Below are 16,309 nucleotides of genomic sequence, written 5' to 3'. Positions count from 1 at the left end.
GGGGCGGCTGACCCTCTCAGGCTAGTCCCGTACGGGCCTCTCGTCCCGATTCACCCGCTTCACCCGCCTCACCGCTCACGGACCGCCGCCGCCCCGGTTCACCAGATCAGTGCCGCCCCGAAGACGGCCAGCGCGATCGTGCAGCCCGCCGCGAGCAGCGCGCCCCGGTGGGAGAGCGAGCGCGGCCGGGCGGTGCTCAGGGAGTGGATCCGGCGGTGGGCGACGGCCAGGAAACCGATCCAGACGAGCGCCGACAGCGCGAGCGCGGCCAGCCCCCTCGTCGTCGTGGTGTCGTCATGGAGCGCCAGTTTCACGGCCAGGACCGCCACCACCGTCCACGACAGGGTCGTACGCCGCCAGGCGAGGCGCGTCCGCTCCGGCTGGAGCCCGGGGTCGCGGGCCTCCGTCACCGCCCGGTCACCGCCCCGTCCAGCCGAAGACCACGACCACCACCATCGCGAGCGCCACCACGGCCACCGCGATGCTCAGCACCGCGGGGAACCGGGACGCCGGCAGGTCCTCGCCGCGCCGCATCGCCCGCTCGCAGCGCACCCAGTGGTTGACCGCCCGCAGCGCGCACAGCACCCCGGCCGCGAGCAGCGAGAGCGCGAGCCCGACCCGGATGCCCCAGCGCAGGTCCGGCAGGAACTGGTCGACGGCGAAACCACCGCCGACCAGGGCGAGAGCGGTCCGGATCCAGGCCAGGAAGGTCCGCTCGTTGGCCAGGGAGAAGCGGTAGTCCGGCGTCTCCCCCTCGTCCCGGATCCGCTGCGGCGCGAACCACAGCCGCAGGCTCTGCACAAAATCGCTCACACGTGCACCCTAACGGCCGGGTGTTCGGCCCGCCCGGCCCGCCCGGTGCCCCGTCACCAGCTCCCGTGTGCCCTCAGCCGCTCGTACGCGGCCGTGCCGTCGGGCACCCACTCCCAGGAGCCGAGCCGCGCGGCCAGCTCCCCGTCCGTCAGGAAGGCGTGCCAGGCGACCTCCTCCACCTGCGGATCCACCGGCAGCTCGCACCGGACCTCGTACACCGCCGACCACCACTTCCCGGCGACGCCCCCGGAGTCGTACAGGAACTTCAGCACCGGCTCGGGCCGGGGCAGCCCGGTGACCCCCAGCTCCTCCTCGGCCTCGCGGAGCGCGGCCTCGTCGTAGGACTCGCCCGCACCGACGACCCCGCCGACGAACATGTCGTACTGGGAGGGGAAGAGCAGCTTGGTCGGCGTCCTGCGGTGGACGAAGGTCCGGCCCTCGGCGTCCCGGACCCGGACGAAGACGCAGCGATGGATCAGGCCCCGCGCGTACACCTCACCGCGCGAGGCCTGCCCGATCACCCGGTCGTGCTCGTCGACGACGTCGTGGATCTCTTCAGCGGCACTCATGACGCCATCCAAGCAGGACGGCCGCGGTCACTGCCCCATGACGTACTTGACCGTCGGACCGGTGGTCCAGCCGCCGTCCACCGCCAGCTCCGCGCCCGTCACGTACGAGGCGGAGTCCGACAGCAGGAAGACGACGGCGCCCGCGATCTCGTCGGCCTCGCCGACCCGGCCCATCGGCGTGTTCGGGTACTTGCCCTCGCCGCGCTCGATGCCGACCGAGGCCGTCATCGGGGTGTACGTCATGCCGGGGTGGACGGAGTTGACGCGGATCTTCGCCGTGCCGAGCTCCACCGCGCCGATCTTCGTCAGCCCGCGGACGCCCCACTTGGAGGCGCCGTAGCCCGCGGTCAGGGCCAGGCCCATCAGGCCGGCGGCCGAGGAGATGTTGACGATCGAACCGCCGCCCGCCTCCTTCATCGCGGGGATGGCGGCCTTCATGCCGATGAAGACACCGGTCAGGTTGATGTCGAGGACCCTGCGGAAGTGCTCGACGGACTCGGTCTCCAGGAAGGCGCCGGTGGAGATGCCCGCGTTGTTCACCAGGCCGTGCAGCCCGCCGAACTCCGCCACGGCGAACGCGACGGCCGCCGCCCACTCCTCCTCGGAGGTCACGTCGTGGTGGAAGAAGCGCGCCCGGTCGCCGAGCGCTTCGGCGGTCGCCTTGCCGTCCTCGTCCAGGACGTCGGTGACGACGACGTTGGCGCCGGCGGCCACGGCCTGCCGGGCGGCCTCGGCGCCCAGGCCGCGAGCGCCGCCGGTGATGAGCACGGTCTTGCCGGTGAGGTCGTTCATGAGGGGATCCCTTCGGGGTCTGCGAGTGCGTTGCTGTCGCGGTTGCTGTCGCTGTCGCTGTTCAGACGCTCCGGGGCTGTGCGGCCCGGAGAAGCGCGGTGGTCGTCTCGACCAGATCGGCGAGGAAGAGCGCCTCGCCCGTGAGGGGCTCGGTGCCGTCGAGGTACTGCCGGGCCCGGTCGGCCATGGCCGCGCCCACCACGGTCAGCGCCAGGTCGAGGCGCTCCAGGAGCAGGGGCTCGGGCAGCCCGGAGGCGGCGAGCCCGTCCGCCATCCGCTCGATGAGCTGCCAGTAGACGGTGCCGTCGAGCGTGGGGTGCGGGGTACGGGTGCGGATCCCGCTCTCGTGGCTGAGCTGCGCGGAGATCCGCAGGCAGCGGCGGCCCCTGTCGGTGCGCAGCTCGCTCGCCTCGGCGGTGACGAGGGCGGCGACGAGGCCCTTCAGGTCGTCGTCGCCGGCCGCGTCGAGCAGCGGCGCGAGCACCTGGCGCGTACGGGCCTGGCGGCCGGCCATGACCGCGTCGAGCAGCCCGCCGCGCGAGCCGAAGTGGTACTGCACCGCGGAGGGGTTCGCCTGCCCGGCCAGGGCCACGACGTCCCGCAGCTGCGCGCCGTCGACGCCTCGGGCGGCGAAGAGCTCCTCCGCCGCGCGGATCAGTTTGTCCCGGGTCTCGGGTCCCGACGTCCTCGCCATACGAGCATATTAATGCTCGACATTAGAAAACGGAAAGGGCGGGGACGGGAGACGGGAGCGGCGAAACGGTTGACTCGATACATCCGTGTATCCAAGATGCGATCCATGTCCTACGACGCTGATGTGATCGTGATCGGGGCCGGCCTCGCCGGGCTCGTCGCCACCGCCGAGCTGGTCGAAGCCGGCCGCACCGTGATCCTCCTCGACCAGGAACCCGAGCAGTCCCTCGGCGGCCAGGCCCACTGGTCCTTCGGCGGCCTCTTCCTCGTCGACTCGCCCGAGCAGCGCCGGATGCGCGTCAAGGACAGCCACGCCCTCGCCCTCCAGGACTGGTTCGGCACCGCCGGCTTCGACCGGTCCGAGGACCACTGGCCGAGGAAGTGGGCCGAGGCGTACGTGGACTTCGCCGCCGGCGAGAAGCGCTCCTGGCTCCACGCGCGCGGCGTGCGGTTCTTCCCGGTCGTCGGCTGGGCCGAGCGCGGCGGCTACGACGCCAACGGCCACGGCAACTCCGTACCCCGCTTCCACATCACCTGGGGCACGGGCCCCGGCCTCGTCGCCCCCTTCGAGCAGCGGGTCCGCGAGGGCGTCGCCCGCGGCCTCGTCCAGCTCCGCTTCCGCCACCGCGTCACCGCGCTCGGCCGCACCGCCGGCGCGGTCGACACCGTCACCGGCGAGATCCTGGAACCCTCCACCGCCGCCCGGGGCACGGCCAGCACCCGCGAGGCCACCGGCACCTTCGAGCTCCGCGCCCAGGCCGTGATCGTCACCTCCGGCGGCATCGGCGGCAACCACGACCTCGTCCGCGAACAGTGGCCCGCCCGCCTCGGCACCCCGCCCGCCAGGATGCTCTCCGGCGTCCCCGCCCACGTCGACGGCCTCATGCTCGGCGTCGCCGAGAAGGCCGGCGCCCACCACATCAACCGCGACCGGATGTGGCACTACACCGAGGGCATCGAGAACTGGAACCCGATCTGGGCCCGGCACGGCATCCGCATCCTGCCCGGACCGTCCTCCCTCTGGCTGGACGCGACCGGCAAGCGGCTGCCCGTCCCCCTCTTCCCCGGCTTCGACACCCTCGGCACCCTCGAACACATCATGCGGACCGGCCACGACCACACCTGGTTCGTCCTCGACAAGCGGATCATCGGCAAGGAGTTCGCCCTCTCCGGCTCCGAACAGAACCCCGACCTCACCGGCAAGTCGATCCGTGACGTCATCGGCCGAGCCCGCGCCGACGTCCCGGGACCCGTCCAGGCCTTCATGGACAAGGGCGCCGACTTCGTCGTCGAGAACGACCTCTCCGCCCTCGTCCGCGGCATGAACGCCCTCACCGACGAGCCGCTCATCGACGAGGACGCCCTCCGCCGGGAGATCACCGCCCGCGACCGCGAGATCGCCAACCCCTTCACGAAGGACCTCCAGGTCACGGCGATCCGCGGCGCCCGCAAGTACCTCGGCGACAAGCTCATCCGTACGGCCGCCCCGCACCGCATCCTCGACCCCAAGGCCGGCCCCCTGATCGCCGTCCGCCTCAACATCCTCACGCGCAAGTCCCTCGGCGGCCTGGAGACGGACCTCTCCTCCCGCGTCCTGACGGAGAGCGGCGAACCCCTGGAGGGCGTGTACGCGGCGGGCGAGGCGGCCGGCTTCGGCGGCGGCGGAGTCCACGGCTACCGCTCCCTCGAAGGCACGTTCCTCGGCGGCTGCATCTTCTCGGGACGGGCGGCGGGAAGGGCGGCGGCACAAGCGGTCGGCTGACGACGGGCCCGCCGCCGGGGCAAGATGACGGAGTGACAAAACGCTTACTGTGCACTGTCATTGGCGGAATCACGGCCCTCGGCGGCCTGGCGGCCTTCCTCGTCCTCCAGGGCCTGGACGAGGCCGACAAGTGGAGCAGTGTCCTCAGCCTCTTCTTCACGGTGGCGGGCTTCGCCCTGGCCCTGGCGGGCTTCGCCACCCGCGGCACCACCCAGTCGGCGGACCACGCGGTGACGGGCGGCGCCCTGCACCAGATCCGGAACGTCACGGGGGACGTGGTCATCACGGGAGGCGGCGCCACGGGGAGCACCCCGCCCGCCACCCCACCGGCGGAGGGCCAGGGGAGCGGCTCCACCCAGTCGGCCCACGGCGCCCGTGCGGCGGGGGACGTGCACCAGATCGACGGGGTGGACGGCTCGGTCCGCATCGAGCCGCCGAGGCCGACGCCGTGAGGTGGTTCTTCGGGCGCGGGAAGCCGTCCGGGCCGGCGGCTCAGTCGGCGTCGGGTGCGACGGCCGGGGGCGACGTCACGCTCATCAGCCACGTCGGGGGAGACGTCACCGTCATCTCGGCCGGCGGGCGGCTGCCGACTCAACCGGGGCCGCCGGAGATCGAGACGGCCCGAGCGCAGTACGCGACCCGCGTCCGTCAGCGCTACGGCCGTCTGGACCTCGAAGTCCTCACCCCCCTCCGGGAACAGGGCGAGCACCCCGCCGTCCACCTCCGCGACGTCTTCGTCCCCCAGTCCGTACGGGCCGACCCGCCACCCGTCGAACTGCCCCAGGAACTCCTGCGCCGCCTGATGGACCCGGCCGAGGCGGAGCTCCTGGACCTGCCGCCCGGCATCGACCGGGAAACGGTCGAACGCGTCCGCCGCGCCTACCAGGAGCGCCCGCCGCAGGACGTCCTCGACGTCCTGACCGCCCCGGAACACGACCGCGTCGTCATCCTCGGCCACCCGGGCGCGGGCAAGTCGACCCTGGCCCGCTATCTGACCCTGGCCCTCACGGCCCCCGAACCGCAGCAGGGCCTGGAAGCGCTGCACGGCAGGCTGCCGCTGATCGTCGAACTCCGGGAGTATGCGCAGGCGGCGTGGCGCGAGAGCACCTTCGAGGCGTACCTCGCGCACCAGTACACGACGGAAGGGCTCGGACTGCCGCCCGAGGTGCTGGCGGCCACCCTCGACGGCGCAGGCCCGTACACCTCCCTCGTGATCTTCGACGGTCTCGACGAACTCTTCGAGAAGGACTTCAGGGACGCGGTCAGCCGCCGCATCGCGGGCTTCGCCGCCCGCCACCCCCGGGCCCGCATCGTCGTCACCTCACGCGAGTACGGCTACCAGCGGGCCGTCCTCGACGGCGCGGGCTTCGGCAACTTCATGCTCCAGGACCTCGACCGGGACCAGACCGGTGCCTTCGCGGGCCAGTGGTTCGCGATCTCGTGCCGGGACGACCCCGACCAGACCCGAAAACTGGTCGAACGCGTCACCACGGCCGTGGACGCCTCCACCTCCGTACGCGAACTCGCCGGCAATCCGCTCATCCTCACGATCCTCGCGATCATCGGCCGCCGCCGTGAACTCCCGCGCGACCGGCGCACGGTGTACGAGCACGCCGTCGACGTCCTGGTCGAGCACTGGGACCCGAGCAAGTACCTCAAGGACCGCCAGGTCGAGGAACACCTCCCGTACCTGGCGGCCGAGGACAAACGCGAACTCCTCCGCCTCATCGCCCGCCAGATGCAGGAGGGCCACGGAGGCATCTCCGGCAACCACATCGCGGGCCCCGACCTCCTCCAGAGCTTCGAGGAGTACCTCCAGGACCGCTACGCCCTGCCCCCGGACCGCGCGGCCACCGCGGCCCGCGTGATGCTGGACCAGTTCCGCCACCGCAACTTCATCCTCAGCCGCTTCGGCGGCGAGATCTACGGCTTCGTCCACCGCACGTTCCTGGAATACCTCACGGCGACGGACCTGGCCCACCGCTTCAACCACCAGCGGGCCCTGTCGGAGGAAGACCTCCAGAACCTCTTCGCGACGAAGGTCCACGACCCGACCTGGCACGAGACCCTACTCCTGCTAGTGGGCTCGCTCGACGAACGCTTCGTGGCGGGCGTGATCGACCGGCTCCTGGCACGGCGCGCGCCCGCCGCCCAGACGAGCGGATTCGACGACACGGCGTTCGTCGAGGTCGCGTTCGTGGCCCGCTGCCTGGGAGAGGTCCGCCGACCGGGCGTACTCGCGCCCCAGAGCACGGCGATGGTGAGAGAGGTGATCAGGCTCTTCGAGGTCGCCACGCGGCTGGGCGTGAGCTTCTTCAACCCGTACGAGACCATCGCGTCCCTCGGGCCGGCGCTGCTGGCGCTCGGCGACACCTGGGCGGGCCGGGACGAGTTCCCGCGGTGGCACGAACGATGGAGCCGCGACGAGAGGCATGACGGCGGAATCATGTCGGTCAACTCCACCGAGCAGCTCGCCGTGGACGTCCTCGCGTCCCTCTGGGCCGCGGAGGAGCCGCCGGCGGCCCTGCGCATCGCGGCATCGGCCGTCACGAGCGGCAGCGTCGTGGTGAGGATCGCCGCGGCCCGGCTGCTCCAGCGCCACGCGGACAGTGCTCCGGAGGCACTGGACTCGATCGAGCGATGCCTGCGAGAGGACGAGAACCCCGTGGCGCGATCGACGATCCTGCGAGTCCTGAGGAACGACTTCGGCGCGGCTCCCGGTCTGTCGAAGCGCCTCGCGCTCGAACGGCTGAGCCGCGACACCGACGCGAACGTGCGCCTGACGGCGCTGGGTTGCCTGCCTCGTGAGCGGCCCGCCGACCGCGAGGTTCGCGCGGCGCTCGAACAAGCCCTGAACGACACGGACTCCGGCGTTCGTAAGGGCGCCCTGTACCGTCTCATCGTTCATTCCGAGGGCAGCAGGCGTACGGCGCTGATCGAGGCCGGTCTGCGGGACGCCGATCCCCAGATGCGTCTCGGAGCCCTGTCCGCCGTGGAGGAGACCGCGGGCGACGACCCGGACGTCCGTGTACTCGTGCAGGACCGGCTGAGGAACGACGGGGACGCCCAGGTCGTGGCCGCGGCGATCACCGTCGTCCGGTCGATCGGATCGGACGACCCCCGTACCCACGGGCTCCTCCACGACCTCACCGGCCACGAGGACCCCACAGTCAGGAAGGCCGCGCTGCGGTGTCTCGTGGAAGCGGGGGACGGCAGCCACTCCGCCCTGCTCTCCGATCGCCTCGTGCACGACGAGAACGATGGCGTCCGGGATACGGCGCTGAGTCTCTTGGTACGGAATGAGGGGGACGACGCGACGGTGCGGGACGTCCTTCTGGCTCGGGTACGGAACGACCCGAGCCAGGCCTTCCAGATCTACGCCCTCGGCAGACTGGCGGACTTGGACGTCGACGAGGCGCGGGAGCTCGCCATCGAGCAGGCACGGAACCATCCCGCCGGGCCGGTCAGGGCCCGGGCGATCCACCGCCTGCTGACGAAGCACGCCGACGACGCCGACGCGGTCCGCACCGTTTTCGACCTCGCCGCCGGTGACGAGAGCCCCGCCGTACGGATCACGGCACTCCGTCGGCTCGTCGACCGATGCGGCGGTACGCCGGAGGTGGGGGACCTCGCCCGGAACCGCTTCGACGAGGACCCCGACCCGGGCGTACGGGTCGCAGCCCTCCGGTTCATCGCCGACATCCGCCGCGACGACCCCGGGCTCATCCCGCTCCTCCGGGAGGCCGCCGTGGACGACGCCCCCGAGATCCGCGCCCTCGCCGAACGCCTCCTGACCGTCCTCGCCCCTCACCCCACCTGAAGCGACTCCACCACCCGGAATCGCTCCGCCACCACCATCGTCCCGTCGTCCACCAGGAACCCGGGGTCGCCCAGCCCCTCCCGCATCTCCGCGCTGTGCCAGAAGCGCTCGTGGGCCGACCGCCATTCCGGTACCGAGAGATACCCCTCGCCCTCGTCCAGGGCGTGCTGGAGGTCGATCTCGCCGAGCGGCAGGACCCGGACCTCCGTCACCTCCACGACCGCGACCTCGCGGCCGTCCGAGTCGATGAGGGCCGAGCGCTCGCCCACCTCCGGAAGTTCCTCGTTCTCGATCTGCCATTCCACGAGGAGGCCCGTCGTGGAGACCTTCTCGCCGGCCAGCACCGCCGCGACGAGCTGGTCCCGGAGGGGGCCGGGGTAGGCGAGCAGGAAGGGCTTGAGCGCGTGAGGGCCGGTCATGGCCGACAGTCTGTCAGCCACGACCGGCCCGTACGGCCGATTTCGCCCGGGGCTACAACACCAGCGACAGCAGCAGCACGACCACGATGCCCACGACCGAGATGATCGTCTCCATCACCGACCAGGTCTTGATCGTCTGGCCGACGGTCATGCCGAAGTACTCCTTCACGAGCCAGAACCCGGCGTCGTTCACGTGGCTGAAGAAGAGCGACCCCGCACCGATCGCGAGCACGAGCAGCGCCGTCTCGCTCGTCGACATGCCCTCCGCCAGCGGAGCCACGAGCCCCGCCGCCGAGATCGTCGCCACCGTCGCGGAACCGGTCGCGAGCCGGATCGCGACCGCGATCAGCCAGGCGAGCAGCAGCGCAGGGATGGACCAGCTCTTGGAGAAGTCCAGGATCATCTGGCCGACGCCGATGTCGATGAGGGTCTGCTTGAAGCCGCCGCCCGCGCCGACGATCAGCAGCACGCCCGCGATCGGGGCGAGGGACTTCTCGACGGTCGAGGAGATCCGCTCCTTGGTGAAGCCGGCCGCCCGGCCCAGGGTGAACATGCCGACTATGACGGCGGCGAGCAGCGCGATGAGCGGCGAGCCGATGACGTCGGTGACCTTCTGCACGCCGTTGTCCGGGTCGTCGACGACGATGTCGACGAGCGCCTTGACCAGCATCAGGACGACGGGTAGCAGGACGGTCGCCACAGTGGCGCCGAAGCCGGGGCGCTTCTCCAGGTCCTCGGAGGGGCGGACCGGGATCATGTTCTCGGGGGCCTTGATGTCGACCCAGCGGGCGGCGTACCGGGAGAACAGCGGTCCGGCGATGATCACGGTCGGGACGGCGACGACGAGACCGAGGGCGAGCGTGACGCCGAGGTTGGCGCCGAGCGCGTCGATCGCGACGAGCGGGCCCGGGTGCGGCGGGATCAGGCCGTGCATCACGGAGAGGCCGGCGAGGGCCGGGATGCCGATCCGCATCAGGGAGTAGTTGCCGCGCTTGGCGACGAGCAGCACGACCGGGATCAGCAGCACGATGCCGACCTCGAAGAAGAGCGGCAGGCCGATCACGGAGGCGATGAGGACCATCGCCCAGGGCATGGCCCGGCCGCTCGTCCTGGCCAGGATCGTGTCGACGATCTGGTCGGCGCCGCCCGAGTCGGCGAGGAGCTTGCCGAGGATCGCGCCGAGCGCGATCAGCACGCCCACGCCGGCGACGGTGTTGCCGAGGCCGGTGGTGAAGGACTTGATGGTGTCGGCGAGCGGCGCACCCGCGAACGCGCCGAGCGCGAGCGACCCGATGGTCAGCGCCAGGAACGCGTGCAGCTTGAACTTGGTGATGAGCAGGACGATGAGGGCGATGCCTGCGAGCACGGCGATACCGAGCTGGGCGTTGCCTGCCGAGGTGATGGGTTCGGCGGCGTCCGCTGCCAGGATCTCGACGCTGAGACTGGTCACGCTGGGTCCTTGGAGGTCAGGGCCGGGGGGCGGTGTCGGGGGCGGATTCGGAAGCGATGCCGGAGGCGATGTCGCGAGCGGTGTCGGGAGCTGTGTCGCGGATCAGCTGGTGAGCCGGCGCAGCGCGGCGACGGCCCGGGCGGCGATCTCCTCGGGGGTGCCGGTGACGTCGACGGCGACACCGGCCTCGTCGTCCTGCAAGGGCTGCAGGGTGCCGAACTGGGAGTCGAGGAGCGCCGTCGGCATGAAGTGCCCCTTGCGCGCGGCCATCCGCCCCTCGATGAGCTCCCGGTCGCCGGTCAGGTGGAGGAAGACGACGCCGGGCGCCGCGGCACGCAGCCGGTCCCGGTACGCCCGCTTCAGCGCGGAACTGCTGACCACGCCACCGAGCCCGGCCCGGTCGTGCGCCCACGCCCCGATGGCGTCGAGCCACGGTTCGCGGTCGGTGTCGTCCAGGGGGGTGCCGGCCGACATCTTGGCGACGTTGGCCGCCGGGTGGAAGTCGTCGCCCTCCGCGTAGGGGAGGGCCAGCGCCTCGGCGACCAGCGGACCGATCGTGGTCTTGCCGGTCCCGGCGACGCCCATCACGACGACGACTGTCCTTGTGCCGGGCTGGGGGGTGGTGCTCATGGGTGGTGCCTCGCTGTCTTCTTCGACATCGATCCGTCGCGCCCATGAAACCCATTGGGTACGACGTATTCAAGAGGCTGTGACATAAAAGTAGTACTTTTAATTCCCGGCGTGATCATCCACGCCCACCCGCATAGGCTGGCCACCATGACGACACCGGCCCAGGGGCTTCATTCGCACGTCCTCGCCACCCTGGGTCTCGCGATCACCGCGGGGGAGTACCCGCCGGGCACTGTGCTGCGCACCGACGAGCTCGCCCAGCGCTTCGACGTCTCCCGGACGGTGGTCCGCGAGGTCGTGCGCGTCCTGGAGTCCATGCACCTCGTCGAGTCCCGCCGCCGCGTCGGCGTGACCGTGCTCCCCACCGCGAGCTGGAACGTCTACGACCCCCAGGTCATCCGCTGGCGGCTCGCCGGCGCCGACCGCCCCCGCCAGCTCCGCTCCCTCACCGTGCTCCGCTCGGCCGTCGAGCCCGTCGCCGCCGGTCTGGCCGCGCTCCACGCCACCCCCGAGCAGTGTCGTGAGCTCACCGAACAGGCCCTCGGCATGGTCGCCACCTCGCGCGGCCGGCGCCTGGAGGAGTACCTCGTCCACGACATCGCCTTCCACCGGGTCGTCCTCAACGCCTCGGGGAACGAGATGTTCGCCCGCCTCGGCGACGTCGTCGCCGAGGTCCTCACCGGCCGCACCCACCACCAGGTGATGTTCGAGGACCCCGACCCGGCCGCCGTCACCCTCCATGTCCAGGTCGCCGAGGCCGTACGGGAGCGGGACGCGCCCCGCGCCGAGGAGCTCACCCGCCAGATCGCGGTCGGCGCCCTCCAGGAGCTGGACGTCCTCGCCCCGTAGAAGCACCACGAGGCACAAGCACCACGAGGCACAAGCACCACGAGGCACAAGCGCCGCGAGGCGAAAGCATCACGAGGTGAAGCACCACGAGCGCCGTCAAGCTCTGAACTAGCTCAAATATGGGCGTTCAGTGACATGCGCCACAGTCAGTGGGCGCTCCTTGCCGTGAGGATGTGCGCTGGCCGTGCCGGGGAGAACCCCCAGGAGGCACGGCCGGGTACCGCACTGCCCCCTCACGAAGGCGAACAACTCCATGAGTGACCGCGTCACCGCGGCCGAGCCGCTGTCCGCCGTTCAGGCGAGCCCGGCCGCAACCCCCCACGTCGACGCAGGCGACGCCGGATACCGCAAGGACCTCAAGTCCCGGCACATCAACATGATCGCCATCGGCGGCGCCATCGGCACCGGCCTCTTCCTCGGCGCCGGCGGCCGGATGTCCCAGGCGGGACCCTCCCTCTTCATCGCCTACGCCGTCTGCGGCGTCTTCGCCTTCTTCGTGGTGCGGGCCCTCGGCGAGCTGGTGCTCTACCGCCCCTCGTCCGGCGCCTTCGTCTCCTACGCCCGTGAGTTCATGGGCGAGAAGGGCGCCTACACGGCCGGCTGGCTGTACTTCCTCAACTGGTCGACCACCGCCGTCGCCGACATCACCGCCGCCGCGACCTACGCGCACTTCTGGGCGATGTTCAGCGACGTCCCGCAGTGGGTCCTCGCCCTGATCGCCCTCGCGGTCGTCCTCGCCGCCAACCTCATCTCCGTGAAGTACTTCGGCGAGATGGAGTTCTGGTTCGCGATCATCAAGGTCGGCGCGCTCGTCGCCTTCATGCTGATCGGCATCTTCCTCGTCGTGACCTCGCACGACGTCGGCGGCCACACCCCGGGCCTCGGCAACATCACCGACAACGGCGGCATCTTCCCGAACGGCATGATGCCGATGCTCCTGCTCATCCAGGGCGTCGTCTTCGCCTACGCCTCCGTCGAGCTGTGCGGCGTCGCCGCCGGCGAGACCGAGAACCCCGAGAAGATCATGCCGAAGGCGATCAACTCGATCATGTGGCGCGTGGGCCTCTTCTACGTCGGCTCCGTCGTCCTGCTCGCGCTGATCCTCCCGTACACCGCGTACACCGGCGACCAGAGCCCCTTCGTCACCGTCTTCGACAAGCTGGGCATCCCCGGCGCCGCCGGCGTGATGAACCTCGTCGTCCTCACCGCCGCCCTCTCCAGCCTCAACTCCGGCCTCTACTCCACCGGCCGCATCCTGCGCTCCATGTCGCTCGCCGGTTCCGCGCCCAAGTTCACCGGTGTCATGAACAAGGGCGGTGTCCCCTACGGCGGCATCCTGCTCACCGCGGGCTTCGGCGTCCTCGGCGTCGCCCTCAACTACGTCATGCCCGGCGAGGCCTTCGAGCTGGTCCTCAACTTCGCCTCGATCGGCATCATCGGCACCTGGGCCATGATCATGGTCTGCTCGCTGCTCTTCTGGCGCAACGCCCAGCAGGGCAAGCTGACCCGCCCCGGCTACAACCTGCCCTGGGCCCCGTACACCCAGATCGTGACCCTGGGCTTCCTCGCCTCCGTCCTCGTCCTCATGTGGATGGACGGCGGCGTCGGCCGCACCACCGTCGCCTGTCTGCCGCTCATCGCCGCCGCCCTCGTCGGCGGCTGGTTCCTGGTCCGCCGCCGGGTCCGCACGACGGCCGCGACGCACGGGCACTGAGACTCCCCCCACGGGAGCCGGCGAGTCCCCCACAGGCACCGCCTGCGGGGGACTCGCTATTTGTCAGGAGATAGTGGTACGCAAGAGCCTTACAAGATCCGGTCGGAGGAAGGGAAGTTCGCGATGCCGCAGCACGTCCAGGGGGTCATCGCCCCCGGCAGGAACGAACCGGTACGGGTCGAGACGATCGTGATCCCCGATCCCGGCCCCGGCGAGGCCGTCGTGAAGATCCAGGCCTGCGGTGTCTGCCACACCGATCTCCACTACAAGCAGGGCGCGATCAACGACGAGTTCCCCTTCCTGCTCGGCCACGAGGCCGCCGGAATCGTCGAGTCGGTCGGCGAGGGCGTCACCGACGTCGCGCCCGGCGACTACGTGATCCTCAACTGGCGCGCGGTGTGCGGTCAGTGCCGCGCCTGCCGGCGAGGCCGCCCGTGGTACTGCTTCGCCACCCACAACGCCAAGCAGCGCATGACCCTCCTCGACGGTACGGAGCTCTCGCCGGCGCTGGGCATCGGCGCCTTCGCCGAGAAGACCCTCGTCGCCGCGGGGCAGTGCACCAAGGTCGACCCCGCCGTCGCCCCGGAGGTCGCGGGCCTCCTCGGCTGCGGCGTCATGGCGGGCATCGGCGCCGCCATCAACACCGGGAACGTCGGCCGCGGCGACACCGTCGCCGTCATCGGCTGCGGCGGCGTCGGCGACGCGGCCATCGTCGGCGCCCGCCTCGCCGGCGCCGCGAAGATCATCGCCGTCGACATCGACGACCGGAAGCTGGAGACGGCGAAGACGATGGGCGCGACCCACACCGTCAACTCCCGCTCCACAGACGCCGTCGAGGCGATCCGCGAGCACACCGGCGGCTTCGGCGCCGACGTCGTCATCGAGGCCGTCGGCCGCCCCGAGACGTACAAGCAGGCCTTCTACGCCCGCGACCTCGCCGGCACCGTCGTCCTCGTCGGCGTCCCCACCCCCGAGATGAAGCTGGAGCTCCCCCTCCTCGACGTCTTCGGCCGCGGCGGCGCCCTCAAGTCCTCCTGGTACGGGGACTGTCTGCCCTCCCGCGACTTCCCGATGCTGATCGACCTGCACCAGCAGGGCCGCATCGACCTCGCCGCCTTCGTCACCGAGACCATCGGCCTCGGCGACGTCGAGAAGGCCTTCGCCCGCATGCACGAGGGCGACGTCCTCCGCTCGGTGGTGGTCCTCTGATGGCCGCCCGCATCGACCACCTCGTCACCTCCGGCACCTTCAGCCTCGACGGCGGCACCTGGGACGTCGACAACAACGTCTGGATCGTCGGCGACGACACCGAGGCGATCGTCATCGACGCCGCCCACGACGCCGAGGCCATCCTCGCCGCCCTCGACGGCCGCGCCCTGCGCGCCATCGTCTGCACCCACGCCCACAACGACCACGTCGACGCGGCCCCGGCGCTCGCGGCCGCCACCGGCGCCCGCATCCTGCTCCACCCCGCCGACCAGCCGCTGTGGAAGCAGACCCACGCCGACCACACCCCCGACGGCGAACTCGCCGACGGCCAGGTCCTCACGATCGCCGGCACGGACCTCACGGTCCTCCACACCCCCGGCCACGCCCCCGGCGCGGTGAGCCTCTACGCCCCCGAGCTCGGCACGGTCTTCACGGGCGACACCCTCTTCCAGGGCGGCCCCGGCGCGACGGGCCGGTCCTTCTCGGACTTCCCGACGATCGTCGACTCGATCCGCGAGAAGCTCCTCACCCTGCCTCCGGAGACGACCGTCCGCACGGGCCACGGCGACCCGACGACGATCGGCGCCGAGGCCCCGCACCTCCAGGAGTGGATCAACCGAGGCCACTGAGAGCCAGCCGGCTCTCGAAACGCCTGACATCCCCCGTGAACGGGTCGGTGAACTCCAGCGTCCGCGCCAGCAGCTGAAGCGGCCGCGAGAAGTCCTCCGACCCGTCCTCACGGACGACGGGATAGACCGGATCGTGCAGGATCGGCAGCCCGAGCGCGTTCATGTGCACCCGCAGCTGATGCGTCCGCCCGGTGACGGGCACGAGCCGGTACCGGCCGAGCCCTCCCGCATGCCGGAGGAGCTCGATCCGGCTCTCGCTGTTCGGCTCGCCCGGCACCTCCCGCGCGGCCATCACCCCGCGCTCCTTCTCGATCCGGCTCCGCACGGTCACCGGCAGCTCCACGGCAGGGTCGTACGGCGCCACCGCCTCGTACTCCTTGTGTACGAGCCGGTCCCGGAACAGCGTCTGGTACGCGCCCCGGTCCTCCTCCCGTACGACGAACAGCACGAGCCCCCCGGTCAGCCGGTCCAGCCGGTGCGCGGGCTGCAGTCGAGGCAGCTCCAGCTCCCGCCGCAACCGGGCCATCGCGGTCTGGGTCACGTGCCGTCCCCGGGGCATGGTCGCCAGGAAGTGCGGCTTGTCCACGACGAGGATCCGCTCGTCCCGGTACACGATCCCGATCTCGAACGGAACCGGCACCTCGGCCGGAAAGTCCCGGTGGAACCAGAGATACCGCCCCACGGTGTACGGCTCGTCCCCGGTCACCGGCCCGTCGACCCCGACGAACCGGCCCTGCCGCAGCATCTCCTCGACCCGCCCGGCCCCGACGGCCGCCGCGTACCGGTCGACCAGATGCTCCCGCACCGTCGCCCACGCGCCGCCCGGATCCTCCGGCAGCCGCACCCGCACGGGATCGATCCCGTCCCGCTGGGGGAGCGGCGCGGCCGGCGCCTTCGCTCTCCGTCTCACCGCTCCGCCTCGTGCCGCGCGTACCCATGCAAGAAGTCCCGGTCGAGATG

At 71.2% G+C, this 16,309-nt stretch carries 16 protein-coding genes; 7 read left to right on the top strand and 9 right to left on the bottom strand.

Annotated elements, in window-relative coordinates; all coding sequences use genetic code 11:
* Positions 1-98: 98 nt before the first annotated feature.
* From ACZ6K0_RS25435 to ACZ6K0_RS25415, 5 genes are all read right to left on the bottom strand, one after another.
* Positions 99-410: a DUF202 domain-containing protein gene (locus ACZ6K0_RS25435; protein ID WP_376407477.1), complete on the bottom strand. Its 312-nt coding sequence runs from the start codon at positions 408-410 to the stop codon at positions 99-101.
* 7 nt (positions 411-417) lie between these two features.
* Positions 418-813: a YidH family protein gene (locus tag ACZ6K0_RS25430; protein WP_376407479.1), complete on the bottom strand. Its 396-nt coding sequence runs from the start codon at positions 811-813 to the stop codon at positions 418-420.
* Between the two features lie 53 nt (positions 814-866).
* Positions 867-1,382, bottom strand: a complete 516-nt coding sequence (locus ACZ6K0_RS25425) for an NUDIX domain-containing protein (RefSeq protein WP_376407481.1) — start codon at positions 1,380-1,382, stop codon at positions 867-869.
* Between the two features lie 27 nt (positions 1,383-1,409).
* The gene (locus ACZ6K0_RS25420; protein ID WP_376407483.1) at positions 1,410-2,174 is read right to left on the bottom strand and encodes a glucose 1-dehydrogenase; all 765 of its coding nucleotides are present in this window, start codon (positions 2,172-2,174) and stop codon (positions 1,410-1,412) included.
* A 61-nt stretch (positions 2,175-2,235) separates the two neighbouring features.
* Positions 2,236-2,868 carry a TetR/AcrR family transcriptional regulator gene (locus ACZ6K0_RS25415; RefSeq protein WP_469234524.1) on the bottom strand — a complete coding sequence of 211 codons (633 nt, stop codon included), beginning with the start codon at positions 2,866-2,868 and terminating at the stop codon, positions 2,236-2,238.
* A gap of 105 nt (positions 2,869-2,973) precedes the next feature.
* Here ACZ6K0_RS25415 and ACZ6K0_RS25410 point away from each other — a divergent pair, with 105 nt between their 5' ends.
* The 3 genes from ACZ6K0_RS25410 to ACZ6K0_RS25400 are packed head-to-tail and all read left to right on the top strand — an operon-like array spanning position 2,974 to position 8,449.
* A complete protein-coding gene (locus ACZ6K0_RS25410) occupies positions 2,974-4,629 on the top strand; it encodes an FAD-binding dehydrogenase (protein WP_376407487.1) in 1,656 nt (551 codons plus the stop codon).
* Positions 4,630-4,661: 32 nt separating this feature from the next.
* Entirely contained in the window at positions 4,662-5,081 is a 420-nt protein-coding gene (locus tag ACZ6K0_RS25405) for a hypothetical protein (protein ID WP_469234526.1), read from the top strand.
* The gene (locus ACZ6K0_RS25400; RefSeq protein WP_469234528.1) at positions 5,078-8,449 is read left to right on the top strand and encodes an NACHT domain-containing protein; all 3,372 of its coding nucleotides are present in this window, start codon (positions 5,078-5,080) and stop codon (positions 8,447-8,449) included. The genes ACZ6K0_RS25405 and ACZ6K0_RS25400 overlap by 4 nt, the downstream gene beginning before the upstream one ends.
* Here ACZ6K0_RS25400 and ACZ6K0_RS25395 read toward each other — a convergent pair.
* From ACZ6K0_RS25395 to ACZ6K0_RS25385, 3 genes are all read right to left on the bottom strand, one after another.
* Positions 8,437-8,868, bottom strand: a complete 432-nt coding sequence (locus ACZ6K0_RS25395; RefSeq protein ID WP_469234531.1) for an ASCH domain-containing protein — start codon at positions 8,866-8,868, stop codon at positions 8,437-8,439. The genes ACZ6K0_RS25400 and ACZ6K0_RS25395 overlap by 13 nt on opposite strands.
* A gap of 52 nt (positions 8,869-8,920) precedes the next feature.
* A complete protein-coding gene (locus ACZ6K0_RS25390) occupies positions 8,921-10,318 on the bottom strand; it encodes a GntP family permease (protein WP_469234533.1) in 1,398 nt (465 codons plus the stop codon).
* A 102-nt stretch (positions 10,319-10,420) separates the two neighbouring features.
* Positions 10,421-10,948 (bottom strand): gluconokinase, encoded by a 528-nt coding sequence (locus tag ACZ6K0_RS25385; RefSeq protein ID WP_469234535.1) that lies wholly within the window; start codon positions 10,946-10,948, stop codon positions 10,421-10,423.
* A gap of 147 nt (positions 10,949-11,095) precedes the next feature.
* Here ACZ6K0_RS25385 and ACZ6K0_RS25380 point away from each other — a divergent pair, with 147 nt between their 5' ends.
* From ACZ6K0_RS25380 to ACZ6K0_RS25365, 4 genes are all read left to right on the top strand, one after another.
* The gene (locus ACZ6K0_RS25380) at positions 11,096-11,797 is read left to right on the top strand and encodes a FadR/GntR family transcriptional regulator (protein WP_376407499.1); all 702 of its coding nucleotides are present in this window, start codon (positions 11,096-11,098) and stop codon (positions 11,795-11,797) included.
* Positions 11,798-12,050: 253 nt separating this feature from the next.
* A complete protein-coding gene (locus tag ACZ6K0_RS25375; RefSeq protein WP_376407501.1) occupies positions 12,051-13,511 on the top strand; it encodes an amino acid permease in 1,461 nt (486 codons plus the stop codon).
* Between the two features lie 123 nt (positions 13,512-13,634).
* Positions 13,635-14,720, top strand: a complete 1,086-nt coding sequence (locus ACZ6K0_RS25370) for an S-(hydroxymethyl)mycothiol dehydrogenase (RefSeq protein ID WP_376407503.1) — start codon at positions 13,635-13,637, stop codon at positions 14,718-14,720.
* The gene (locus tag ACZ6K0_RS25365; RefSeq protein ID WP_469234537.1) at positions 14,720-15,349 is read left to right on the top strand and encodes an MBL fold metallo-hydrolase; all 630 of its coding nucleotides are present in this window, start codon (positions 14,720-14,722) and stop codon (positions 15,347-15,349) included. The genes ACZ6K0_RS25370 and ACZ6K0_RS25365 overlap by 1 nt, the downstream gene beginning before the upstream one ends.
* Here ACZ6K0_RS25365 and ACZ6K0_RS25360 read toward each other — a convergent pair.
* Positions 15,333-16,259, bottom strand: a complete 927-nt coding sequence (locus ACZ6K0_RS25360) for a pseudouridine synthase (protein WP_469234539.1) — start codon at positions 16,257-16,259, stop codon at positions 15,333-15,335. The two genes, ACZ6K0_RS25365 and ACZ6K0_RS25360, sit on opposite strands and share 17 nt — an antisense overlap.
* Positions 16,260-16,309: the final 50 nt, after the last annotated feature.

It is taken from the genome of Streptomyces sp. NPDC042346 (genome assembly GCF_055581845.1).
This window is presented reverse-complemented; position numbering and strand designations above follow the sequence as displayed.

Coding starts and splice junctions, on each gene's coding strand:
- ACZ6K0_RS25425 (WP_376407481.1), bottom strand. CDS start 1,382: ATGAGTGCCGCTGAAGAGATCCACGACGTCGTCGACGAGCACGACCGG.
- ACZ6K0_RS25420 (WP_376407483.1), bottom strand. CDS start 2,174: ATGAACGACCTCACCGGCAAGACCGTGCTCATCACCGGCGGCGCTCGC.
- ACZ6K0_RS25415 (WP_469234524.1), bottom strand. CDS start 2,868: ATGGCGAGGACGTCGGGACCCGAGACCCGGGACAAACTGATCCGCGCG.
- ACZ6K0_RS25410 (WP_376407487.1), top strand. CDS start 2,974: ATGTCCTACGACGCTGATGTGATCGTGATCGGGGCCGGCCTCGCCGGG.
- ACZ6K0_RS25395 (WP_469234531.1), bottom strand. CDS start 8,868: ATGACCGGCCCTCACGCGCTCAAGCCCTTCCTGCTCGCCTACCCCGGC.
- ACZ6K0_RS25385 (WP_469234535.1), bottom strand. CDS start 10,948: ATGAGCACCACCCCCCAGCCCGGCACAAGGACAGTCGTCGTCGTGATG.
- ACZ6K0_RS25380 (WP_376407499.1), top strand. CDS start 11,096: ATGACGACACCGGCCCAGGGGCTTCATTCGCACGTCCTCGCCACCCTG.
- ACZ6K0_RS25375 (WP_376407501.1), top strand. CDS start 12,051: ATGAGTGACCGCGTCACCGCGGCCGAGCCGCTGTCCGCCGTTCAGGCG.
- ACZ6K0_RS25370 (WP_376407503.1), top strand. CDS start 13,635: ATGCCGCAGCACGTCCAGGGGGTCATCGCCCCCGGCAGGAACGAACCG.
- ACZ6K0_RS25365 (WP_469234537.1), top strand. CDS start 14,720: ATGGCCGCCCGCATCGACCACCTCGTCACCTCCGGCACCTTCAGCCTC.